Source organism: Halolamina rubra (genome assembly GCF_000739555.1).
In the GTDB taxonomy this organism is placed as follows: domain Archaea; phylum Halobacteriota; class Halobacteria; order Halobacteriales; family Haloferacaceae; genus Halolamina; species Halolamina rubra.
The window spans coordinates 1-21,177 of the sequence record NZ_BBJN01000050.1; the positions used below are offsets into that span (position 1 = coordinate 1).

At 70.3% G+C, this 21,177-nt stretch carries 21 protein-coding genes, 1 tRNA gene and 3 pseudogenes; 17 read left to right on the forward strand and 8 right to left on the reverse strand.

Annotation, left to right across the window (positions count from 1 at the left end; all coding sequences use genetic code 11):
- Positions 1 to 326: 326 nt before the first annotated feature.
- The 4 genes from ACP95_RS12785 (at position 327) to ACP95_RS12800 (ending at position 4,333) form a co-directional block, all read left to right on the forward strand.
- Entirely contained in the window at positions 327 to 887 is a 561-nt protein-coding gene (locus ACP95_RS12785; RefSeq protein ID WP_049981576.1) for a TATA-box-binding protein, read from the forward strand.
- A gap of 84 nt (positions 888 to 971) precedes the next feature.
- Positions 972 to 1,583 carry a hypothetical protein gene (locus tag ACP95_RS12790; protein ID WP_237560445.1) on the forward strand — a complete coding sequence of 204 codons (612 nt, stop codon included), beginning with the start codon at positions 972 to 974 and terminating at the stop codon, positions 1,581 to 1,583.
- 56 nt (positions 1,584 to 1,639) lie between these two features.
- Positions 1,640 to 3,514, forward strand: a complete 1,875-nt coding sequence (locus ACP95_RS12795; RefSeq protein ID WP_049981577.1) for a DEAD/DEAH box helicase — start codon at positions 1,640 to 1,642, stop codon at positions 3,512 to 3,514.
- Between the two features lie 57 nt (positions 3,515 to 3,571).
- Positions 3,572 to 4,333, forward strand: a complete 762-nt coding sequence (locus tag ACP95_RS12800) for a hypothetical protein (protein WP_049981578.1) — start codon at positions 3,572 to 3,574, stop codon at positions 4,331 to 4,333.
- Between the two features lie 418 nt (positions 4,334 to 4,751).
- Here the strand turns inward: ACP95_RS12800 and ACP95_RS12805 are convergent, their stop codons facing one another.
- Both ACP95_RS12805 and ACP95_RS12810 read right to left on the reverse strand, forming a co-directional pair.
- Positions 4,752 to 5,945: a carboxylate--amine ligase gene (locus tag ACP95_RS12805; RefSeq protein ID WP_082224689.1), complete on the reverse strand. Its 1,194-nt coding sequence runs from the start codon at positions 5,943 to 5,945 to the stop codon at positions 4,752 to 4,754.
- 421 nt (positions 5,946 to 6,366) lie between these two features.
- Positions 6,367 to 6,440, reverse strand: a tRNA-Tyr gene (locus ACP95_RS12810).
- A 136-nt stretch (positions 6,441 to 6,576) separates the two neighbouring features.
- On the opposite strand from ACP95_RS12810, the gene ACP95_RS12815 reads away from it, so the two are divergent.
- Together ACP95_RS12815 and ACP95_RS12820 are read left to right on the forward strand one after the other, a co-directional pair.
- Positions 6,577 to 7,500 (forward strand): DMT family transporter, encoded by a 924-nt coding sequence (locus tag ACP95_RS12815; protein ID WP_394324981.1) that lies wholly within the window; start codon positions 6,577 to 6,579, stop codon positions 7,498 to 7,500.
- Positions 7,493 to 8,011 carry a carotenoid biosynthesis protein gene (locus tag ACP95_RS12820; protein ID WP_202593839.1) on the forward strand — a complete coding sequence of 173 codons (519 nt, stop codon included), beginning with the start codon at positions 7,493 to 7,495 and terminating at the stop codon, positions 8,009 to 8,011. The genes ACP95_RS12815 and ACP95_RS12820 overlap by 8 nt, the downstream gene beginning before the upstream one ends.
- A gap of 22 nt (positions 8,012 to 8,033) precedes the next feature.
- Here ACP95_RS12820 and ACP95_RS12825 read toward each other — a convergent pair whose 3' ends face one another.
- Entirely contained in the window at positions 8,034 to 8,513 is a 480-nt protein-coding gene (locus tag ACP95_RS12825) for an SRPBCC family protein (RefSeq protein ID WP_049981580.1), read from the reverse strand.
- A gap of 46 nt (positions 8,514 to 8,559) precedes the next feature.
- Positions 8,560 to 8,847 carry a DUF5779 family protein gene (locus tag ACP95_RS12830; protein WP_049981581.1) on the reverse strand — a complete coding sequence of 96 codons (288 nt, stop codon included), beginning with the start codon at positions 8,845 to 8,847 and terminating at the stop codon, positions 8,560 to 8,562.
- 93 nt (positions 8,848 to 8,940) lie between these two features.
- Between ACP95_RS12830 and ACP95_RS12835 the strand changes: the two genes are divergently transcribed.
- Complete coding sequence (locus ACP95_RS12835; RefSeq protein WP_049981582.1) at positions 8,941 to 9,153, forward strand: hypothetical protein; 213 nt, start codon at positions 8,941 to 8,943, stop codon at positions 9,151 to 9,153.
- A 21-nt stretch (positions 9,154 to 9,174) separates the two neighbouring features.
- Here the strand turns inward: ACP95_RS12835 and ACP95_RS16655 are convergent.
- Positions 9,175 to 9,868, reverse strand: a pseudogene (locus tag ACP95_RS16655) (DUF5799 family protein).
- Between the two features lie 174 nt (positions 9,869 to 10,042).
- Between ACP95_RS16655 and ACP95_RS16170 the strand changes: the two are divergent.
- Complete coding sequence (locus tag ACP95_RS16170) at positions 10,043 to 10,210, forward strand: hypothetical protein (protein WP_202593840.1); 168 nt, start codon at positions 10,043 to 10,045, stop codon at positions 10,208 to 10,210.
- Between the two features lie 115 nt (positions 10,211 to 10,325).
- Positions 10,326 to 11,051 carry an archaeal proteasome endopeptidase complex subunit beta gene (gene psmB, locus ACP95_RS12850; RefSeq protein ID WP_049981584.1) on the forward strand — a complete coding sequence of 242 codons (726 nt, stop codon included), beginning with the start codon at positions 10,326 to 10,328 and terminating at the stop codon, positions 11,049 to 11,051.
- A 75-nt stretch (positions 11,052 to 11,126) separates the two neighbouring features.
- On the opposite strand, the pseudogene ACP95_RS12855 reads toward psmB, so the two are convergent.
- Positions 11,127 to 12,661, reverse strand: a pseudogene (locus ACP95_RS12855) (hypothetical protein).
- A 106-nt stretch (positions 12,662 to 12,767) separates the two neighbouring features.
- Here ACP95_RS12855 and ligA point away from each other — a divergent pair.
- Positions 12,768 to 14,516, forward strand: coding sequence for an ATP-dependent DNA ligase LigA (ligA, locus tag ACP95_RS12860; RefSeq protein ID WP_049981585.1), 1,749 nt, complete (start codon positions 12,768 to 12,770; stop codon positions 14,514 to 14,516).
- Positions 14,517 to 14,581: 65 nt separating this feature from the next.
- Positions 14,582 to 15,361 (forward strand): MBL fold metallo-hydrolase, encoded by a 780-nt coding sequence (locus ACP95_RS12865; RefSeq protein WP_049981586.1) that lies wholly within the window; start codon positions 14,582 to 14,584, stop codon positions 15,359 to 15,361.
- A 15-nt stretch (positions 15,362 to 15,376) separates the two neighbouring features.
- Here ACP95_RS12865 and ACP95_RS12870 read toward each other — a convergent pair whose 3' ends face one another.
- Positions 15,377 to 15,910: an Rrf2 family transcriptional regulator gene (locus ACP95_RS12870; RefSeq protein ID WP_049981587.1), complete on the reverse strand. Its 534-nt coding sequence runs from the start codon at positions 15,908 to 15,910 to the stop codon at positions 15,377 to 15,379.
- A 179-nt stretch (positions 15,911 to 16,089) separates the two neighbouring features.
- Between ACP95_RS12870 and ACP95_RS12875 the strand changes: the two genes are divergently transcribed.
- Genes ACP95_RS12875 through ACP95_RS12885 form a run of 3 tightly spaced genes read left to right on the forward strand, consistent with a single transcriptional unit; the run spans position 16,090 to position 18,123 of the window.
- A complete protein-coding gene (locus tag ACP95_RS12875; protein ID WP_049981588.1) occupies positions 16,090 to 17,040 on the forward strand; it encodes an NAD-dependent epimerase/dehydratase family protein in 951 nt (316 codons plus the stop codon).
- A gap of 49 nt (positions 17,041 to 17,089) precedes the next feature.
- A complete protein-coding gene (locus tag ACP95_RS12880) occupies positions 17,090 to 17,830 on the forward strand; it encodes a ribonuclease H-like domain-containing protein (RefSeq protein ID WP_049981589.1) in 741 nt (246 codons plus the stop codon).
- A gap of 53 nt (positions 17,831 to 17,883) precedes the next feature.
- Positions 17,884 to 18,123, forward strand: a complete 240-nt coding sequence (locus ACP95_RS12885) for a hypothetical protein (RefSeq protein ID WP_049981590.1) — start codon at positions 17,884 to 17,886, stop codon at positions 18,121 to 18,123.
- Between the two features lies 1 nt (position 18,124).
- On the opposite strand, the gene ACP95_RS12890 is transcribed toward ACP95_RS12885, so the two are convergent.
- Positions 18,125 to 18,328, reverse strand: a complete 204-nt coding sequence (locus ACP95_RS12890) for a DUF5800 family protein (protein ID WP_049981591.1) — start codon at positions 18,326 to 18,328, stop codon at positions 18,125 to 18,127.
- Between the two features lie 169 nt (positions 18,329 to 18,497).
- On the opposite strand from ACP95_RS12890, the gene ACP95_RS12895 reads away from it, so the two are divergent.
- From ACP95_RS12895 to ACP95_RS12905, 3 genes and pseudogenes are all read left to right on the forward strand, one after another.
- A complete protein-coding gene (locus ACP95_RS12895) occupies positions 18,498 to 19,385 on the forward strand; it encodes a polymer-forming cytoskeletal protein (RefSeq protein WP_049981592.1) in 888 nt (295 codons plus the stop codon).
- Between the two features lie 57 nt (positions 19,386 to 19,442).
- Positions 19,443 to 20,623: pseudogene (locus tag ACP95_RS12900) on the forward strand (redox-regulated ATPase YchF).
- Positions 20,620 to 21,171 carry a hypothetical protein gene (locus ACP95_RS12905; protein WP_049981593.1) on the forward strand — a complete coding sequence of 184 codons (552 nt, stop codon included), beginning with the start codon at positions 20,620 to 20,622 and terminating at the stop codon, positions 21,169 to 21,171. The pseudogene ACP95_RS12900 and the gene ACP95_RS12905 overlap by 4 nt, the downstream one beginning before the upstream one ends.
- Positions 21,172 to 21,177: the final 6 nt, after the last annotated feature.

Sequence of the window (21,177 nt, forward strand, 5' to 3'; positions counted from 1 at the left end):
TCGCATCAGAAGCCGTCCTGTGGCGGACCACGGGGGCGGCGTCCTCATCTTTCTTCGGACCCGAGTATTTCGCCCGACTGGGCATAAACCCATCGGAAGCGATCCGGGTCCACGCACCGTTCCCGAGTCGCCCCGGGCCGCGGCGCGTTCTTCGCATTCCATTCGATGGGTGTGTACTACTTAACCCTGATGTTTCGAACCCGTCCTGGGGCGCGTTGTCGTGCGGTTTCCGTTCACACTGTCGGCGCTCCGACACCGTCGACGCCGCCGGAACAGTATATAAGGGAACCCTTTATAAGGGCTGGGTGAGCATTAAAGGCTGAACGATGAGTTCGCCGGCAGACTCAATCGAGATCCAGAACGTGGTGGCATCGACGGGCATCGGGCAGGAGCTCGACCTCGAAGCGTTGGCCGAAGACCTCCCCGGCGCCGACTTCAACCCGGACAACTTCCCCGGCCTCGTCTACCGGACCCAGAGTCCGAAGGCGGCGGCGCTGATCTTCCGCTCGGGGAAGATCGTCTGCACGGGCGCGAAGAGCATCGACGACGTCCACGAGGCGCTGGGCATCATCTTCGAGAAGCTCCGGGACCTCACCATCCCGGTCGAGGACGATCCCGAGATCACGGTCCAGAACATCGTCTCCAGCGCGGACCTGGGGCACAACCTCAACCTCAACGCCCTCGCGATCGGCCTCGGGCTCGAGGACGTGGAGTACGAGCCCGAGCAGTTCCCCGGCCTCGTCTACCGCATGGACGAGCCCGACGTGGTGATCCTCCTGTTCGGCTCCGGGAAGATCGTCATCACGGGCGGGAAGCGCACCGAGGACGCCCAGGAGGCCGTCGAGCAGATCGTCGAGCGGATCGAGGGTCTCGGCCTCCTCAGCTGAACCGTCGAGCACGCTTCTTCCGACCCGTTTTTCGCCCACACACCGGCACAAGAGGCATAACCCTCCGGCGCAAACGCGGCGATAGTGGCATCCCGTGACCACGGCCCGGACGGCCGGGGCGCCCCGGGCCCAGAGACGCAGCACCGTACGGCCGAGCAGGCGACGGCCCCCGAGGCGGTCCGGCGGCAGCCGGAGGATCCGCCCATCCGGAACCCGGGGCAGTACTCGCTGACCGACCACGTCCGCGAGCGGCTCGCCCAGGGCGGGCGCTACGTCACCCTCGACGGCATCGACGCCGCGATCCGCGAGGGGCAGCTCCGCTGGAACACCAGCGACGGCTGGCGGTTCGCCCGCGTCGAGGACGGCGTCCGGTTCGTGGTCGTCGTCTGTGACACCGAGACCGCCTCGCCCGTGGTCGTCACGGCGTGGACGGAGATCGACGACATCGGCGCCGCCGAGGCCTCGGAGCGCTGGGACCGGACCGACATCGAGACGATCCGCCTCCGCAGCACGCTCTCTGAGCGTTCCGACGAGCACGTGCCCGAACACATCCGCCCGCGCGACGTGCCCCGCCCGTTCTACGTCCGCGGCCACCACCTGGTCACCGACCCGGGCGACGGCCACCTGCGCTGTGTCAACTGTCACGGCCGCTTCCGCTCGAAGGGCGAACTCGACCGGGCTCGCTGTTCGCGCTAGCCCGCGCGAGCGCGCGAGTCACAAGCCGTATTCCCGCCGACCGCCAACCACGCCCAATGACGGATCTCTCGCTCTCGGAGTTCTACGACGCCGTCGAGGCGACGGGGCGGCCGCTGCTCACCGCCGACGAGTTCGCCCGCCGGCTCGACGAGTCACAGGCCGACGCCGACGAGGCGCTCAGCCGACTCGCCGACCAAGGGCTACTCGAACGCGTCGACGTGGAGAACGATCCAGTCGTCTGGTACCCGACGGAGTGGGGCGATCTCGCCTCCCGGGAACGCGTGGTCGTCTTCCCCGACCGCCGGGAGATCGTCGTCGACCGCCCGACCCAGTACACCCAGGCCCGGCTCTCACAGTTCGCCCACCTCGTCGACACCACGGGCACCGAGCCCGGCACCCGCGGCTACCTCTACCGCATCCGTCCCGAGGACGTGTGGTCCGCTCCCTTCGACGGCGTCGCCGACCTGATCCTCGCGATGCGTGGGATCTTCCCCCGGCGCTACGAGGGGCTGGAGGAGTGGGTCGAGAGCCAGTGGAAACGGGCCAACCGCTTCCGGCTCGACACCCACGAGGACGGCTACACCGTGCTGACCGCGGCCACCGACGACCTGCTGGGCAACGTCGCGATGGAGAAGCTCGACGACGACGCGATCCGCGCGCCCATCTCCGACACCGAGGCGTGGGTCAACGAGGACGCGATCGCGGGGATCAAGCGCACCCTCTACGAGGCGGGCTACCCCGTCGTCGACGACCGCGACCTCGAGAGCGGCGACCCCATCGACGCCGAACTCGTCACGGAGCTCCGTGAGTACCAGCAGTCCTGGGTCGACAGCTTTCTCGAGAAGCAGGCCGGCGTGCTCGTCGGCCCGCCCGGCTCGGGCAAGACCGTCGCCGCGCTGGGGACGCTCACGGCGGTCGGCGGCGAGACGCTGATCCTCGTCCCCTCCCGCGAACTCGCGGGCCAGTGGCGCGAGGAGATCCAGCGGCACACCACCGTCGACGCCGAGCACGTCGGCGAGTACCACGGCGGCACCAAGCAGATCCGCCCGATCACGATCGCCACCTACCAGATCGCCGGGATGGACCGCCACCGGAAGCTGTTCGACGAGCGCGAGTGGGGGCTGATCGTGTTCGACGAGGCCCACCACGTCCCCGCGCCCGTGTTCCGGCAGTCCGCCGCGCTCCAGAGCAAACATCGACTCGGCCTGACGGCGACGCCCGTCCGGGAGAGCGACGACGAGACGGACATCTACACGCTGATCGGCCCGCCGCTGGGGACCGACTGGTCGGCGCTGTTCGACGCCGGCTTCGTCGCCGAACCGGAGGTCGAGCTCCGCTACCTCCCCTGGGACGACGAGCTGGCCGAGAACGAGTGGGGGAGCGCCGACGGCCGCGAGCGCCACCAGCTCGCCGCCACCAACCCCCGGAAAGTCGAGGAGATCGAGCGACTGCTCGCCGACGCCGACGGGAAGGCGCTGGTGTTCGTCGACTACCTCGACCAGGGCGAGGCGATCGCCGACGCGCTCGACGCCGCGTTCGTCTCGGGGGAGACCCCCCACCACCGACGCGAGAAGCTGTTCGAGTCGTTCCGCACGGGCGAGCGCGAGGCGCTGGTCGTCTCCCGCGTCGGCGACGAGGGGATCGACCTGCCGAACGCCGAGCTCGCAGTCGTCGCTTCCGGCCTCGGCGGCTCCCGCCGCCAGGGCGCCCAGCGCGCGGGGCGCACGATGCGCCCGGTCGGGCGCGCGGAGGTGGTCGTGCTCGCGACCCACGGCACCCGCGAGGAGGAGTTCGCCCGCAAGCAGATGCGCCACCTCGCTGAGAAGGGCGTCCGCGTCCACGAGACCGTCGTCGGCGACGCGGCCGACGGCGACGACGGAGAGCCGGGCGACGAGGAAGACGCGAGCGGCGACGACGCCACCGCGGAGTAGTCGCCCGCCGACCCGCCTACCGAGAGCGTTTAGACGCCGGGCGCCGGCGACGGACACATGGACGACGATCGCCAGGCGACGTTCGGAACCGACGGCACGCTGGAGACGGACCGACCCCCGGAGGCCGCCGGCGAGGACGACTTCGGCGAGGAGAAGGATCCCGACGAGACCGACGGCGGGTTCAGCCGCTACGTCGTCTCGAGCCTGCTCCAGAAGGCGGTCCGTCGCTCCGACGAGGAGGTCGCGGCGTGGGCGGCCTGGGAGCTCGCGCGCTCGGGGTTCGGCTGGAACCTCTGGGAGCGGCTGAACCTCTACGTCGTCGAGGACCTCCGGGCCGGCCAGGACGTGGCGACCCAGGTCGCGCGCTACGAGGAGCTGGCGACCGAGCGCTGGGAGGCCGACGAGTGGCGCGGCCGCCTCTGTGCGATCCACGCGGCGCTCGCGTGTGCCCGCGCGCAGTCGTCACGCGAGGCCTCAAACGCCGACGAGTACTTCGGCGCCGTCGCGGAGCACCGGGCCGAGGCCCGCGAACGCGGCGAGGCGCCGAGCCACGACTTCCCGGTCGGCGACCTCGAGCCCGAGGGGCGCTTCGACGCCGTCTTCGACGGGCACACGGGCGAGGGGTCGCGCCGCGACCGCGGGACGGCGTTCTTCAAAACCCACGGCGCCCGCGTCGGCCCGGAGGGCGAGGGCGACCTCAGCGCCCGCTGGCAGCGCCTCGCGATGGTGCTGTCGTCGACGGAGTTCGACGAGGCCGACATCGAGCGCGCGCTGGAACCGACCGACGCCGACGACCCGTGGAAGGATCCGGAGGCGTAGTCGCGCCGCTGACGGGTGCTCGACTCCGGATCGACTTCGAGAGAACTCCGCTCTCTGCGAGTGTGAAGGGGAGCTTCGTCTCGCCCTCGGACGGTTTCGCCGTCCTCGGTGAGACAGAGTCGCGGCCCGACGACCGCGAAGTCGATCTGCCGTCGGCGGCACCCGGTCGCTCCGTGGTCCACGGGTTCGAACCGGCCCACGACCGGAAAAACGACATCGAACCCCGCGATCCCGAGACGGGAAAAGAGATGTACCACCGAGAACGGGAAGGTGGAGTTCCCGAACGGACGCTACGGGCACATTACTACCGACTCGTTCACTTCACCCGCCGGTGGAACGAGGGGGGCATCGACAGTATGAACGGACGTTCCGGTGGGAGACTCCACGAGATCGTCGTCGTCGGTCGTTCGCGGCACCGCTACGAACGTTGTGGGGTGGGGGCCTCCCTGTCGGAGACATCGTCGGCGGGTGACCCGGTTACCTTCTCGTACGCCACCGCGGCGTAGTAGGCGACCTGTCCGACCGTCGGTAGCGGGTCCCGGAGGGAGACGATGTCGTGGGTACACGGCCGGGGAGACGGCGTGAGGAACTCCCTGACGGCACGCAGGCGGTCCGCTCGCTCCGTCAGCTGGAGTGCGTCCGTGAACAGACACCGCGAGCGGACACCGACGTCGTACTCGAGCACGGGGGGCGGGGACTCGTCGATCGCGAGTCGGTAGAGCAGGTACGGGAAGTCGACTCCGGCGAACGTCGACAGGGAGAGCGACCCCCAGAACCGCGGGTTCAGCTCGATGAGTTTCGGCTCGCCGGTCCTGGCGTCGATCCGGAACTCCACCATCGCGAGCCCGCTCCAGTCGAGGGAAGTCAGGAACTCGTCGGCGACGGCGACGAGATCCGGGTCCGCGACCGTCTCTCGGTAGGTGCTCGCGCCACCCTCCGGGGGGCGCGAACGGAGGCGGCGCTGGACCGTGAGCCCGACCATGGTCGTCGAGGCGTCGTAGAGCGTGTACACACCCCGCTCGCCGCCGTTGGGGACGAACTCCTGGAACAGCACGACGCCGAACCGCTCCTCGCCACGTCGTGTCGCCCGTTCGAGCTCGTCGGCGGACTCGCAGATGTAGACGTTCTTCCCGCCCTCGCCGAAGGGGTACTTGACGACGACAGGGTACCCGAGTGTCGCCTCGACGTCGGCGAGGGACGCCTCGTCGGAGAACAACGTCTCGGGTAGTGGACTGCCGGCCTCGCGGGCCGCTTCGACGGTCCGGCGCTTGTCGAGGCCGACGAGGAGCTGCTCGTACGACGGGAACGGAACCGTCGTGTGACGTTCGAACCGGGACCGATTATGAACGACGGTCTCCACGGTCTGTTCGTTAATCGGCAACAGCACGTCGTAATCCCCCCTCGCGAGCTCCCCCTCGACGGCCTCGAGGAACTCGCCCGTCCGTCGCGCCGGGTCCGGATAGATCAGGTACCGGTCGACGTCCCGCGAGAACCGGGCGGCACTCCACCGCATCGAACTCGCCGCAGTCACGTCGATACCTCGGGCGGCCAACCGTCGGATCGCGACCAGCCCGCTTTTCGCGTGTGCGTTGAGGACGAGTACAGAACTCATGAGAGGCTCTTGACGACTACTGTGGGGGCGCCAGCGGTATTGTTAGTAAACATCGTGTCGAAGAAACACCGTCATACCCAGGTCGACGGTATGCGGCCGGACGGACCGCCCCCGAGCGTAATGCTCGATTACTGGTCCGAATCGGGAGCGACAGCTGCTGCGGGAGCGGGGGCCGATCGTTCCCCGAAAGGCCGTCGAGCGGTCCCGAGGTGCCTCGTCGGGTCCGGAACTGCGACTGCCCTGCTCGGAACACTGAAGCGGCGTTTCACTGCTCACGTCGGTCGGAGAAGTCCGCCCTGCCCGATTCGAACACAGTGAGACGTGCTCGCTTCGCTGCGCGCGACTCACAAGCTCAGATCGGCTCGGTTGGACACTCGGCTCTGACACGGTTCGCTACGCTCACCGGTCAGAAGCAAAGGTATCCGCCCTCCCCGATTTGAACGGGGGGCAAGCCGATCTACAGTCGGCTGCTCTACCAGTCTGAGCTAAGGGCGGGCACTCGTACGTAGGACCTGGTTCGGACTTAAGGATTGTCTCTTGGCTCCGCCACGTGTGCCGGTATCGCCCGCCGGCACGCCGCTGGATCCCCGGCTTCGAAACCGGTAAGCACGCGGAGTTTGGACCGTTTCCCGTGTCACTCGCCGCGATCGAGGAGCGCGTGCCGCCGATGGCCGGGCTCGCCGTCGCCGTCCTCGCCGTCAGCACCAGCGCGATCCTGATCCGCTGGTCGAGCGCGCCCAGCGTCGTCAAGGCGTTCTACCGGGTGGTGTTCACCACCGCGCTCCTGCTGCCGTGGGCGTTCGGCCGCTACCGCGGCGAGTTCCGCCGGATGAAGCCACAGGACCTGGGGGTCGCCGGCCTCACCGGCGTCGCGCTCGCGCTGCATTTCGCCGCCTGGTTCGAGAGCCTGAACCACACCTCCGTCGCCGCCAGCGTCACGCTGGTCCAGACCCAGCCGCTGTTCGTCGCCGTCGGCGCGTGGGCGCTGCTGGACGAGCGCCTGACCCGGCGGATGCTCGTCGGCATCTTCGTCGCACTGTTCGGCGCCGCCGCGATGTCGCTCGGCGACCCCGTGCTGGCGCTGCTGGGCGTCGGGAACGCCGACGCGCTGGCGGGCACGGGGATGCTGGGGAACGCGCTCGCGCTCGTCGGCGCCGTCTCCGCCGCGGCGTACGTCCTCGCCGGGCGCTCCCTCCGTCAGCGCGTCTCGCTCGTCCCCTACGTCGTCGTGGTGTACCTCGCCTGCGCGGCCGTGCTGCTCGCGATCGCCGTCGCCCAGAACGCCCCGCTGGTCGACTACCCGCGGCGGGAGTGGCTGCTGTTCCTGGGGATGGCGGTCGGGCCCGGGATCTTCGGGCACACAGTGATCAACTGGGCGCTGGCCCACGTCGAGTCCGGCGTCGTCTCGGTGAGCCTGCTGGGCGAACCGGTCGGGAGCACGCTGCTCGCGATGCTGCTGCTCCCCGGGGAGATCCCGACGCCGACGACGATCGCCGGCGGCGCCGTCGTACTGCTCGGCATCTACGTCACCGCGGCCGCCCGGGACCGTGACTGACTCCAGCCAGCCCGCCGAGGCGGCCGACAGCTCCATCGACGCCGCGACGGCGCGGCGCTACGTCGCCGGCCAGGTCGGCCTGTTCCTGCTCACGCTCGGCCACGCACTCCTGACGTGGCCGCTCCCCGAGACGGCGGCACTGTTCGCCGGCGGCGTCGCCGTCGCCTTCACCGTCGAGGCGCCCGCGATCCGGGCCGGGCTGTTCACGCACTCCCTCCGCCCGCAGCTCGCCGGGGTGCCGGTGTCGATCCTGCTCGCCTGGCCGGCGGTCGTCTACCTCGCCGTCCGTGCGGCGTCGCTAGTCGTCGACGGCCCGCTCGCCGTCGCGGGGACGGCGGCGGTGCTGGCGACGCTCGCAGACGCAGCGGTGGAGCCTCGCGCGGTCGGCGCGGGCGCGTGGGCGTACGCGGAGACGATACCCGGCCCGAGCGTGCGCGGCGTCCCCTGGTGGAACGCCGCCGGCTGGCTCGTCGTGGTGTTCGTGACGGCGCTGCTGCCGACGGCGGTGTGAGCCGCGGCCGGCGTCGTGCTGGTTACTCCAGCAGTTCCTTCGTCCGCCGGTGGCGGTAGCGGAACATCGGCTCGAAGCCGACGACGCCGAGCGGCCCCAGCGCCTTCCCCAGCCCGCCGAGCGGGAGCCGGTAGACGAGCCGGTCCTCGACGACGGTCTCGTCGCCGTGGGCGCGGAACCGGTGGGTGTGTCGCCAGCGCGGGAACGGGCCGTCGCGCATCTCGTCGCGGAACCACGCCACCTGGTCGCCCTCCTCGCGGTCGGTGATCACGGAGGTCCAGCGCTGGCGCGGCCCGACCCCGAACGGGCGCATCGCCATCTCGATCTCGCTGCCCGCCAGCAGCGCGTCCGGGTCGGGCTCGCCGTCCGGCCCCCGGATCGCCTCGACCTCGAGGTTCATGAACCCGGGCGTGAGCGCCTCCAGCCCGTCGACTCGCGAGTGGAACTCCCAGACCTCCGACAGCGGCGCGTCGACGCGGGTCCGCCGGGTGTACGTCGGCATACGTCGAGGAAGGGCCCGATGGGGGATAACGCTTCGCCGCGCCGGGTTACAGCCGGTCGGTGTCGATATCGACGCCCTCGGGCGTCACGACGAGAAACCCCCGGAAGTGGGTGAGCGAGCCGCCGCGATCCCGGATCTCGCGGGCGAACCCGGCCGCCAGCCGGTTCAGGTCGCCGTCGACGGCGAGGACGAGCACGTCGCCCGACTCGACGGCGTCGATCCACTCCTGGCCGTCGGTCGAGCCGTCCAACACCCCCAGCACCACCTCGCCCGCGGTGTCGAGGTCGTCGAGCTCCTCCTCCGCCCGGGTGAGGTCGAGGCCGAAATCGCTCATGGCCACGCTTGATCGCGAGAGGGTAAAAAAGGAGTCGGGCCGTGCCGGGGTTCGGCCGGTGTACTGAAGCCGGTGGCCTCACAAGCGTGATACATGGCTTGTACCCACGAACTCGACGGCGAGTATCTGACCCGGAGCGACGGCGCGATCACCGAAATCCACGGCTCGGGCGAGTCGTTCCGCATCGACGTCGTCGTCCCCTGCCCGGACTGCGGGCAGACCCTCGAACTGACGATGGTCGAGGAGCAGCGCGAGGAGGTCGACGTCGACTTCCCGCTCGACGACGCCGAGATCGCCAACAGCTAACGCCGGAGTCGGGACCGGCCCCTACTCCTGGTACGCGATGCGGACCTGCTCCCAGCGACCTTTCTCGACCAGGTGCGCCTGCAGCATCTCCGCGTAGCGCTCCAACAGCTCCTCGGCGTCCTCGGTGCGGTCGCTGCCGCCGTCGCCGCCGCCGAGGCCCAGGCTCTCCTTCACCGACGAGAACACCCCGCCGTCGTCGCCGCCCGCGGCGCCGCCCCCCGCCGGGGCCGCCGCCCATCGCCCCGTCCATCTTCTCGACCTCGGGCATTATGCCCGCGACCTTCGAGGTGTCCGGGACGATCCGGGCGTTCTCGGGGTCGTCGGCGTCGGCGATGTCGAACTCCGCCGCGGTCATGATCAACCCCCATTCCTGGTTGGTGAATGGGGAGTCGCGCACCTCCGCGGCGAACTCCTGATCGACCGCCATCCGCTCGCCGACGATGGCGTCGGTCCAGTCTGACTCGCTCATGGCGCGCCCTACGCCGAGCGCGGGTTTCAGGGTTTCCCCAGCGGCGGCCGGGGTGGGTCGCGTGCAACCGGGGCCAGTCGGACGTAGACGGCGTCGTCTCGTCACTGCGACACGGCGGTCGCGGTGGGTCGCGTGCCGTCGGTGCCGATCGGACGTCGACGGCGTAGTCTCGACGCCCCGGCACGGAGGCCGGGGCAGTTCGTGTGCCGTCGACGCCGTCGCGCACCCCTGCCAGCGCCTACACATAACTTACAGCGAAAGGTTCGGTGGGCCCCGCGCGTTATCGGCCGTCTTTACGAGTTCCACCACTCAGTTTGCCCCCAGCACAACCGTGCTGGAAACGCAAGCAAGCGCCGGGGTGTTCCGCTCCCCGCACCCAACAACTACTTATACCGGGACGGGATGTGGAGCACCACGGAGATGAGCCGAACTATCCGCCGCGCCACGCTGTTCGCACTCTACCAGTTCACGGTCCTGCTGGGGATCGTGCTGTTCCCGCTGGCGATGTTCACCCGCCGGCTGGGCGTCCCGCTCCCGCTGGGGCGGGCCGTCGACGGCGCGAAGGCGGCGTACGAGACGACGGAGTAACGCGTCCAGTTTTCCGAACACACCGCCCGACCCAGCCGCGCTGCCCGGGTTTCGAAGGCGGCCCGTTCTCCCCGAAGGGGTGGCTTTATCAGCGTTCCCCGACTAGCGTTCGTCAATGCGAACACCTGCTGATCAGTCAGGGCTCGACCCGCTGAGCGGCGACCAGTCCGACGTCTTCGGCCCCGAACTCGGCGAGTTCTCCAACGCCGACCAGCGCCGAGCGCAGGCGTCGACGGACGAGGGGATGAAGACCGGGACCACGACCGTCGGCATCGACGCCGGCGACGCCGTCGTGCTCGCGACGGACATGCGCGCCAGCATGGGCAACATGGTCTCCAGCAAGGACGTCCAGAAGGTGGAGCAGATCCACCCGACGGGCGCTCTCACCATCGCGGGCTCGGTCTCCGCCGCCCAGTCGCTGATCGAGACGCTGAAAGCCGAGTCGAACCTGTTCGAGGTCCGCCGCAGCAAGCAGATGTCGATGCAGGCGCTCTCCACGCTGACGGGCAACCTCCTGCGCTCGGGCGCGTTCTTCATCGTCTCGCCGATCCTCGGCGGCGTCGACGACACGGGCTCGCACGTGTACTCCATCGACGCCCTCGGCGGCACGACCGAGGAGGACTACGCCGTCTCCGGCTCCGGCTCCCAGTTCGCGCTGGGCGTCCTCGAGCAGGAGTTCGAGGAGGACATGGGCGTCGAGGCCGCGAAGGACGTGGCGACGAAATGCATCAAGAGCGCGATGGAGCGCGACACCGCCTCCGGCAACGGGATCAACATCGCCGTCGTCACCGACGAGGGCGTCGACGTGACGAAGGAGAAGGACATCGACGCGCTGCTGTAGACGCCCCACCGCGTTTCTCCGGCTATTTCTGCCGAGTAGCGCGTGCGCCGTCGACTGGGTCGACGCCGGCCGGCGTCAGTCCCAGTTCGCGAACGTCCCCTGGAGCAGCGTCTCGCCCTGCTTGTGGACGTACTCGCGTTTGGTCGCGGTCACCGCGTCGGCGAAGGAGTCGCCGTCGGCCACGCGCGACCGCACGCGATCGACCTTCCACGACGCCGGCGTGACGCGCTCCTCCACGCGATGCCGGAGCGGGGCGAGGTACTCCTCGGCGGCCGCCTCCGAGCAGCCCGCGGCCTGCAGCCCCGCGCTGGCGCTGTCGAGCAGGTCGGCGTAGATCGCGTCCAGGTCGGTGGTGGGCTCGCCGTCGGCCGTGATCCAGTGCAGGTCGGCGTCCAGCCCCTCCCGCATCGCGCCGTAGAAGTTCGACTCGGCGTCGGCCCAGTCGAGCTCGTCGACGGGGTGGGCGTGCCGCGGGAGCTGCACCATCAGCCCCGCGAAGGCGGCGAGGAAGGCGACCGTGTCCGAGACGGTGGGCTGGCCCGGCAGCGGCCGGAACTCGATGCGGGCGTTGGCGTCGGACCGCGTGGCGCCGCCGAACACCGGGCGGACCCACCGCCAGTAGGTGCCGTGTTTCGCCCGGAACGCCGGGAACTGGTCGTCGAAGCGGTCGCCGCCCTCCTCGACGGGCATCGGCACGACCACCTCGTCGCCCGCGATCCGGTCGACCGCCTCCTCGACCGTCTCGACGTCCTCGGGGAAGGTGACCTTCTCCGTGCCGCCGGCGTTGAGCACCGACTCGAACACCGCGATCCGGTTCTCCATGTACGAATCCGCGAGTATCGTCTCGGCGTCGACGCGTCCTCGTACAGGTCCGGCGGGAAGAAGGGGGCGTTGACGCCGAGCGCGAGCAGCGGGCCGGCGACCCGGATCGCGTACGTGTGGTGGCGCGGGAGGTCGGCGGCACGGCTCATCTGGTAGTGGGGCTGGATCGACGTGATCAGGCTCTCGGGCATCACCGTGTCGGCCTCGATGTCGACGTGTGGCGCGTCGACGGTCATCGGCGGGTCGATCGCGCCGCTGTTGGACATCGCGTGGTAGCGCACGGCGTCGCTCATGTTGACGGCGATCCGGACGCCGTCGTCGACGACGCTGTCGGTGAGGTACTCGCGGGCCGTCTCGCCGGCGGGCGGGATCGTCCAGATGCCGTCGCTCACCAGCCGCATCCCCTCGGCCTTCGTCAGGTCCCTGGCGTTCTGGAGGTGGGAGCGCACCTCGGCGGCCTGTGCGGCCATCCCGTACCCGTTGAACGGCTGCGGGCTGGTGGTCATCTCCGCGTTGTGCAGCCCTAGCTCCTTCTCGAAGTCGATCAAGTCGAACAGCCGCCGTGGCACCCGCATCAGGGTGCAGTCGGTCGCCTCGTCCTCGGCCCACCGCCCGTCGGCGGCGGCGTAGAACTCGTACTCCAGCCCGATCACCGCGCGGTGGTTGTCGAACGCCCCGTCCCGCAGCAGCGACTTGACGACTTCCGCGTCCTGGGCGGCCTGCTGGGCGAACGCGTCGGCGTCGACGGCCAGCACCTCCTCGACCCGCTCGGCGAGCGTCTGGTCCATGCACGTGGTTGTGTGTGCGAAGCGGGAAGTACTCGGGGGCCGGCCGACGCCGTGCGGGCGCGGCGCATCGGCGCCCTTTTTTGCGGGTTCCCCGTAGCCCGCCCAGATGCAGTTCGCCGCCTTCGCCGACCGCGCCGCCGAGCTGGAGGCAGAGCCCGCCGACCTCGAAACCGTCTCGCTGGTCGCGGCGCTGCTGCGGGACGCCGGCGACGACGTCGGCACGGTCGCCCGCTTCCTCCAGGGCCGGGTGTTCCCGGGCTGGGACGCCCGCACGCTCGACGTGGGGCCCGCGCTCTGCTACGCCGCGCTGGCGAAGGCTGCGGGGCCGAACGTCACCGCCGACGACGTGGAGGAGCGACTCGCCGACGAGGGGGAGATCGGCGCCGTCGCCGCGAACCTCGACCTCGGCGGCCAGCAGGGGCTCGGCGCGTTCGGCGCGGGCGGGGACGCCGACGCCGGGAGCGACGGCCCGACGCTCGCCGAGGTCGACGCCGAACTCCGCGCGGTCGCCGCCGCCGAGGGCGACGGCAGCGAGGACACGAAGCTCGCGACGCTGTTCGGCCTGTTCTCCCGGGTCGACGACGACGAGGCGCGCTACCTCGCTCGCCTCGTGCTCGGGGAGATGCGCCTCGGCGTCGGCGAGGGGACGGTTCGGGACGCGATCGCCGAGGCGTTCGCGGTCGACCCCGAGCTGGTCGCCGACGCGCTGCAGGTGAGCAACGACTACGGCCGGGTCGCCCGGATCGCCCGCGACGAGGGCGCGGACGGGCTCCGGGCGACGAGCCTCACGGTTGGCCGGCCGGTGCAGTCGATGCTGGCCCAGGCCGGCACCGTCACGGGCGCGCTGGAGTCGTGGGAGGCGGTGGCGGCGGAGATCAAGTTCGACGGCGCGCGCGTCCAGCTCCACCACCACCCCGACGGGATCGCGCCGCCCGACGCCGAGCGCGAGCCGACGCCCGACGACCCGACAGTCCGGCTCTACTCCCGGAACACGTCGGAGGTCACCGACGCCCTCCCGGAGATCGTCGAGTTCGCGGAGGAGCGCCTCGACGCCCCGGCGATCCTCGACGGCGAGGTCGTCGCCGTCGACGACGACGGGGGTCCGCTGCCGTTCCAGGAGGTGCTGCGGCGCTTCCGCCGGAAGCACGACGTGGACCGGATGCGCGAGGAGGTCGAGCTCGAACTCCACGCGTTCGACTGCCTGCTCGACGGCCGGGCGGGGAGCGACGGAACCGACCTGCTCGAGGCGCCGTTCCGGGCGCGCCACGCCCGCCTGACCGAGCTCCTGCCCGCGGCCGCGAGCGAGGTGCTGTACGCCGACGACGCCGCCGAGATCGAGGCGTTCGAGGCGGAGGCGCTCTCGGCGGGCCACGAGGGGATCATGCTCAAACGGCCCGACTCGGCGTACACCCCCGGCGACCGCGGGCAGGACTGGCTGAAGCGCAAGCCCGACGTGGAGACGCTGGACTGCGTCGTCACTGGCGCGGAGTGGGGCGAGGGGCGCCGCGCCAACGAGTTCGGCACGTTCCTGCTCGCCGTCGGCGCCGACGACGGCTACGAGACGGTCGGCAAGGTCGCGACCGGGATCACCGACGAGCGCCTCGCCGAGCTCACCGACCTCCTCGAACCGCACGTCACCCGCGAGGACGGCCAGACCGTCGAGTTCCGCCCCGAGGTCGTGTTCGAAGTTGGCTACGAGGAGATCCAGGCGTCGCCGACGTACGGCGCCGGGTACGCGCTCCGGTTCCCGCGGTTCGTGGAGGTGCGCGAGGACAAGGACCCCGCGGACGCCGACACCGTCGAGCGCGTGGAGCGGCTGGCGAACGGCGACGACGAGTCGGGCGGCGACGACTGAGCCGCCGTCGACGACCCCGTTCCTCGAAGCGTACGCCTAAGGGTAGCCCGACCGGAGCGTTGCGCATGACCGTACGCCACGACGGCCTGCAGGTGACGTGGTTCGGCTACGCGACCACGCGTATCGAGACCGAGGGCGGCTTCGTCGCCTACCTCGACCCGGGACGCTACGGCGTGCTGACGGGCGAGTGGACGCCCGTCGGCGGCGGCAACCCCAAGGCGGCCGCCCACCCGCGAGCGACCGACTACCGCCCGGAGGACGCCGATCTCGTCTGTGTCACGCACGACCACCACTACGACTCCGACGGGATCGACCGCGTGGCGAACGAGGGGACGACCGTCGTCGTGTACGAGGCCGTCGATCCCGCGGGGATCGACCGCGACGTAGCCCCCGTCTCGGAGCTGCCGGGCGAAGTCGTCCGGATCGGCGAGACTGACCACCTCGCGGTCGACGGCGTCGACGGCGGCGCCGACGTCTGGTCGATGCCGGCGTACAACGAGCCGGACGGCCCCCGCGCCGACGCGGACGGGAACGTCGGCCACCCGAAGGGGTTCGGCGTCGGCTACCGCCTCGCCCTCGGCGGCACGTCGGTGTTCTGGCCGGGCGACAGCGACGCGCTCGACGCGTTCGCGGAGCTGTCGGTCTCGCTGTTCCTCGCGAACATCGCCGGCACCGTCGTCAGCAGCGCCGCGGAGTCGGCCGAACTCGCCGAGCGGATGGACCCCGATCTGGTGCTACCGGTCCACTACAACACGATCGAAATACTGCAGGCGGACTCCGGCGAATTTGCGAGGGACGTGGCCAAGCGCGGGGTGCCAGTCGTGCTCGACGAGCAGGAAGGGTGACGCGGTCGGGGCGCCTCAGTGGGCGGTCTCGCCGGCCGGCGCCTCCATCGACTCGATCTGGAGCACCAGCACGTTCGCGGTCGCGTCCTTGCCGTCGACGGTGCCCTCGACCACCAGCGCGGAGAGGGGGGTCGGCCCCGCGCGCACGTGGTCACCTTCGTGGAACGCCTTGACCGAGCCGCGCAGGTGGAGCTCCGCCCGGCAGAGGTCGGGGTTGTGAACGCTCGTGAGCCGGATCTCCTCGACGTTGACGCCGTCGACCGGCTCGCCCTCGTGACTCAGCGGCACCGACGCCGGCTCGTCCATCTGCTGCACGTCGAGCGCGTCGAACGCGTTGGTCGTCGGCTTGTAGCCGCCCTTCGGTCCGGGGACGCCCTCCACCAGCTGGAGCGCCTTCAGGCTCTGCATCTGGTTCCGGATCGTGCCGGGGTTGCGACCCACCTCCTCGGCGATCGCCTCGCCTTTCACCGCGGACTCCGCCTCCCCGTGGAGGTTGACGAGCGCCCGGAGAATCGTGCGCTGGCTGGCTGTTAGCTCGATCGAAGACATTTGTTGACTGATTGCCCACGGGAGTACATAAACCTGCGGCCGACTCCGAAAAAGTTGGAGAGAGTTTCGAAGGAGTCGCCCGAAAACTGCTGTATCCGTTCAAAACTTCGGCCCAGTCCGGACACGCGTGGGTATCGCCGAACGACAGGCCTTTGCCGCCGCCGGGAAGAGGGCCGAGCATGAACGGCAAGCGCGTGCTGGTCACCGGCGGCGCGGGGTTCATCGGCTCGAACCTCTCGAACCACCTCGCGACCGACAACGAGGTGATCGCGCTGGACAACTGCTACCTCGGCACCCCCGCGAACCTCGACGACGACGTTCGGTTCGTCGAGGCCGACGTGCTGGACGACGACCTCCCGACCGACGTCGACGCGGTGTTCCACCTCGCGGCGCTGTCCTCCCGGCAGATGCTGGAGGAGAACCCCCGACAGGGCGCCCGGGTCAACATCGAGGGGTTCGTCAACGTCGTCGAGCAGGCGATGGCCGACGGCTGTGAGACGTTCGTCTACGCCTCGACCTCCTCGATCTACGGCAGCCAGCAGGAGCCCTGCACCGAGGAGATGCCCGTGGAGGCGTCGACGGGGTACGACGCGTCGATGATGGGCCGGGAGCGCTACGCGGAGTACTACTCCGACTTCCACGACCTCACGCTCGCCGGGATGCGGTTCTTCTCCGTCTACCAGGGGTACGGTGGCAACGAGGGCCACAAGGGCGAGTACGCCAACACCATCTCGCAGTTCGCCGACGCCATCGCCGACGGCGAGTCGCCGGTGCTGTGGGGCGACGGCACCCAGACCCGCGACTTCACCCACGTCGACGACATCGTCCGCGGCCTCGAGCTCGCCGCCGAGGAGGAGCTCGACGGTGTGTACAATCTCGGCGTCGGCGACCCGTACACGTTCAACGAGATGGTCGCGATGATCAACGAGGAGCTGGGCACCGACGTGGAGCCCGTCTACGAGCCGGTGCCGCTCGACAACTACGTCTACCACACCCACGCCGACCCCTCGAAGTTCAAACAGGCCACGGGCTGGGAGCCCGAGATCAGCTTCGAGGAGGGCGTGAGCCGGGTGTGTGCGGCGTACGAGCAGACGGAGGACGAGCAGGAGCGCGAGCGGCTGCGGGAGTAACCCCGCGCGAGGCGCCGAGTTTATCACCGGGAACCGACCCAGTTCGGGTATGCGCGTCGAGAACTCCTTCATCCCCGTCCGCGGCGTCGGCGAGGCGACCGAGCGCCGCCTCTGGTCCGAGGACATCACCCACTGGGACGATTTCCACCCCGCCGCCGTCGGCCGGAAGACCGGCGAGAGGATCAGCGAGTTCATCGACGAGGCCCGGCCGCGCCTCGACGCCGGCGACGCCGCCTTCTTCGACCAGGCGTTCCCGAGCGGCGAGCGCTGGCGCCTGTACGAGAACTTCCGGGAGTCGGCCTGCTTCTTCGACATCGAGACGACTGGGCTCGACCACGACCGCAACAAGGTGACGACGGTGTCGTTCCACCGCGACGGCGAGACGACGACGCTCGTCCACGGCGACGACCTCACGCCCGAGAACGTCCGCGCGGAGTTCGACGCCGCCGACCTGCTGGTGACGTTCAACGGGAAGCGCTTCGACGTACCGTTCCTCGAGACCTCGCTGGGGCTGGACGTAGACACCCCGCACCTCGACCTGATGTACACCTGCAAGAAGCTCGACCTCTCGGGCGGGCTCAAACCGATCGAGCGGGAGATCGGGATCGAGCGCGACCGCCCGGACATCTCCGGCCGGGACGCGGTCCGCCTCTGGAAGGAGCACGAGCGCGGCGAGGACGGCTCGCTGGAGACGCTGATCTCCTACAACCGCGAGGACGCGGTCAACCTGCGGGCGCTGGCCGACGAGGCGACCGAGCGGCTGGATCGCCGGACGTTCGTCGACGGCTGACCGGTGGCTCCCCGCCCCCGGACTTTTGTATGACCCGGCAGAGCCTCGCGCGTATGGGAGACGACGGTGACGACCAGCGTACCGACGACCCTCGACGCCCGTCGGGCGATCCGGGGGAGGACAAGACCGTCCCGCGCGTGGACCTGGCGCTGCAGGAGCTCTCGGTCACGGTCACGGGACGCTCGAACGACGACCTCGAGGACGTCGAGGAGAGCGCCCGCGACCTGATGGGGTATCTCGTCGCGGAGGCCGGCGAGCTCGAGGAGGACCACGACGAGTACGGGCTGAGCTGACTCAGACCGACTGGACGATGTCGCCGATCCGGCGGGGCTCGCCCGAGATGCTCGGGTCCTCCTCGACGATCTTCAGCACCTCGTGGTCGGTCACGTCCGGGTAGGACTTCCCGGTCGCCTCCTCGATCAGCGCCTTCTCCAGTCGGAACTCCGTCCCCTCGTAGACGACGTCGATGCCCGCCTCGTCGAAGGAAAGTGCGGTCATGCGACCGCCTACGGATCCGTCGTGGTTAACCCCACGCTTCCGGCATCGACGCCCGGGCCCCGAACCGCCGACCGCAGCCGTGCACTCCCGGGATCGACGGAGAACCTAACAGCTCGCCGATAAATGTCTGACGGAGCCTTTTAAGCGTAGAGACCCTCCCACGGCGTGTATGTCGCTCCGACAGGACCCGCTCGACGAACTGACCATCCCCAGCGGCACCGTGGTCGAGGAGCACGACCTGGTGACCGAGAGCGACGTGCTGGTCGGTGGCCAGTCGACCGTCGAGTTCGGGGTCCGCGGCCGCTCGGTCGCGGCCGGCGAGCGGAGCAGCTTCGGCGGTCACATCGAGGCGGAGAACGACTGCCGGCTCGACATGTGGACCGACGTGGACGGCGACGTGCTCGTCGGCGAGGACGCGTACCTCGGCGAGCGCGCCCGGATCGGCGGCCAGCTGATGGTGTCGGGCGACCTCGACATCGGCGACGACGTGGAGATCGAGGAGGGGTTCGAGGCGAACGGCTGGATCACGATCCGGAACCCGATGCCGACGCTGGTGTTCTACTTCATCGTGCTCTCCCAGCTCCTCCGGCTGGGCGAGGAGGAGGCCGCCGACGACCTGGCGTACGCGCTGGCCGACGGCGGCGAGGCCGAGCAGGAGCCGCTGGTAATCCCGCGGGGCTCGTCGGTGTCGGACGACGCCTGGCGCGTCTCGACGCCGGCGACCGTCGGGAGCGACTGCCGGCTCCACGGCAACATCCGCGCGACGGAGGTGGCGATCGACGAGCGCTCGGAGCTGTTCGGCAGCGTCCGCGCCCGCGGCGACGTGCATCTCCACTCCGGCAGCGTGATCCACGGCGACGTGACCACCCGCGACGGCGCCGTCACCATCGACGCCGGCGCGAGCGTCCGCGGCGACGTCTCCTCGGTCGACCTCCGGGTCCACGAGCGCGCGAACGTCGAGGGGACGATGCGCGCGGACGGCGAGATCCAGCTGGTGCAGTCCGACGACGGCCCCGAGCCCGGGGAGAACCCGCAGGCACAGACCCCCGACTTCTGAGGCCGGCGCTTCGACCGAAAGGCAGTTCCCACCGTCCGCTGAACCCACTGCCAACGAATGCTCTCGGTCGCGCTCGCCGGCAAGCCGAACGCCGGCAAGTCCACGTTCTTCAAGGCCGCCACGATGGCGGAGGTCGACGTGGGGAACTACCCGTTCACCACGATCGACCCGAACCGCGGGGTCAGCCACGTCCGCACCGAGTGCCCCTGCCTCGACCGCGAGGAGCGCTGCGACAGCGACAACTGCCGCGACGGCAAGCGCTACGTCCCGGTCGAACTGCTCGACGTGGCGGGGCTCGTCCCCGGCGCCCACGAGGGGCGCGGGCTCGGCAACCAGTTCCTCGACGCACTGACCGACGCCGACGTGATCCTCAACGTCGTCGACGCCGCCGGCGCGACCGACGAGGAGGGCGAGCCCGTCGAGGTCGGCACGTACGACCCCACCGAGGAGGCCACCTTCATCGAGGAGGAGATGGACCGCTGGCTCGCGGGGATCGTCGACCGCAACTGGGAGTCCGTCGAGCGCAAGTCCCGCTCGCCCGACTTCGACATCGACGAGGCGCTGCACGAGCTCCTGACCGGCTTCGGCGCCGACGAGTACGACGTGACCGCCACGCTGCGCGGGATGAACTACCCCGAGAACCCCCGGGACTGGACCGACGACCACCGCGAGACGCTCGCCCGTGACCTCCGGGCCCGGACGAAGCCGATCGTCCTCGTCGCCAACAAGGTCGACATCGCGCCCGAGGAGAACATCGACGCCCTCCGGGAGACCGACAAGCCCGTCGTCCCCTGCACCGCCGACGGCGAGCTCGCGCTCCGGAACGGCGCCGAGGCGGGCGTCGTCGACTACGACCCCGGCGACGCCGACTTCGAGATCCTGGGCGACGTGAGCGAGACACAGGAGCAGGGGCTGGAGCGGATCCGGGAAACCATGGCCGAGCACGGCGGCACGGGCGTCCAGCAGGCCCTGAACGAGGCGGTGTACGGGCTGCTCGACCACCTCACCGCCTACCCCGTCCAGAACGAGTCGAAGTGGACCGACGGGACGGGGAACGTGCTCCCCGACGCGTTCCTGCTCCCTCGCGGGTCGACGCCGAAGGATCTCGCCTACGCGGTCCACTCCGACATCGGCGACGGCTACCTCCACGCCGTCGACGCCCGCGCGGCCGGCGGATCGCCGAGGACCACGAGCTCGAGGAGGGCGACGTGATCAAGATCGTCTCCACCGCATCATGACCGACGAAGCGAATCGCACGACCGAGGACGCGGCCGTCGAGGCGTTCCGCACCCACGACGGCCGCTGCATCGTCGCCGAGGACCGCCTCCGGATCGAGTCGGGCGAGCGCGGCGCGATCGGGACGCTCCGCGGGGCGCTGACCGACGGGGCGATCCCGCCGGTCCGCCGCGCGGGCGTCGCGCTGTTCCTGGTCGCGCTGCTCGTCGGCGCCGCCCTCGCAGTCCGGACGCTCCCGGCGTGGCTCTCCGGCGCCGCCGCCGGCCTGCTGCTCGCGTGGGCCATCTGGACGCGGCTCCGCGGCGCCAACCCCCAGAAGGAGGTGGTGATCCCCTTCGACACGATCGAGAGCGTCGAACCGGAGTACGGGCTCCCGCTCCTGACCCGGCCGCGCTTCGTCGTCCGCCACCGCTCGGAGGGCGGCGTGAAGCGGCGCTACGTGCTCACGCCGTCGCGGCTCTACGGCTTCGGCGCCTACGAGCGCGGGAAGGAGCTGCTCGCGGCGCGGGGGCTGATCGACGGGTCGCCCGCGGACGAAAACGCGGAGTGAGGACCG

Bases quoted from the DNA above. Each gene is read 5' to 3' on its own strand.
- ACP95_RS12785 (WP_049981576.1), top strand. From the start codon at position 327: ATGAGTTCGCCGGCAGACTCAATCGAGATCCAGAACGTGGTGGCATCG.
- ACP95_RS12795 (WP_049981577.1), top strand. From the start codon at position 1,640: ATGACGGATCTCTCGCTCTCGGAGTTCTACGACGCCGTCGAGGCGACG.
- ACP95_RS12800 (WP_049981578.1), top strand. From the start codon at position 3,572: ATGGACGACGATCGCCAGGCGACGTTCGGAACCGACGGCACGCTGGAG.
- ACP95_RS12805 (WP_082224689.1), bottom strand. From the start codon at position 5,945: ATGAGTTCTGTACTCGTCCTCAACGCACACGCGAAAAGCGGGCTGGTC.
- ACP95_RS12825 (WP_049981580.1), bottom strand. From the start codon at position 8,513: ATGCCGACGTACACCCGGCGGACCCGCGTCGACGCGCCGCTGTCGGAG.
- ACP95_RS12830 (WP_049981581.1), bottom strand. From the start codon at position 8,847: ATGAGCGATTTCGGCCTCGACCTCACCCGGGCGGAGGAGGAGCTCGAC.
- ACP95_RS12835 (WP_049981582.1), top strand. From the start codon at position 8,941: ATGGCTTGTACCCACGAACTCGACGGCGAGTATCTGACCCGGAGCGAC.
- ACP95_RS16170 (WP_202593840.1), top strand. From the start codon at position 10,043: ATGAGCCGAACTATCCGCCGCGCCACGCTGTTCGCACTCTACCAGTTC.
- psmB (WP_049981584.1), top strand. From the start codon at position 10,326: ATGCGAACACCTGCTGATCAGTCAGGGCTCGACCCGCTGAGCGGCGAC.
- ligA (WP_049981585.1), top strand. From the start codon at position 12,768: ATGCAGTTCGCCGCCTTCGCCGACCGCGCCGCCGAGCTGGAGGCAGAG.
- ACP95_RS12865 (WP_049981586.1), top strand. From the start codon at position 14,582: ATGACCGTACGCCACGACGGCCTGCAGGTGACGTGGTTCGGCTACGCG.
- ACP95_RS12870 (WP_049981587.1), bottom strand. From the start codon at position 15,910: ATGTCTTCGATCGAGCTAACAGCCAGCCAGCGCACGATTCTCCGGGCG.
- ACP95_RS12875 (WP_049981588.1), top strand. From the start codon at position 16,090: ATGAACGGCAAGCGCGTGCTGGTCACCGGCGGCGCGGGGTTCATCGGC.
- ACP95_RS12880 (WP_049981589.1), top strand. From the start codon at position 17,090: ATGCGCGTCGAGAACTCCTTCATCCCCGTCCGCGGCGTCGGCGAGGCG.
- ACP95_RS12885 (WP_049981590.1), top strand. From the start codon at position 17,884: ATGGGAGACGACGGTGACGACCAGCGTACCGACGACCCTCGACGCCCG.
- ACP95_RS12890 (WP_049981591.1), bottom strand. From the start codon at position 18,328: ATGACCGCACTTTCCTTCGACGAGGCGGGCATCGACGTCGTCTACGAG.
- ACP95_RS12895 (WP_049981592.1), top strand. From the start codon at position 18,498: ATGTCGCTCCGACAGGACCCGCTCGACGAACTGACCATCCCCAGCGGC.
- ACP95_RS12905 (WP_049981593.1), top strand. From the start codon at position 20,620: ATGACCGACGAAGCGAATCGCACGACCGAGGACGCGGCCGTCGAGGCG.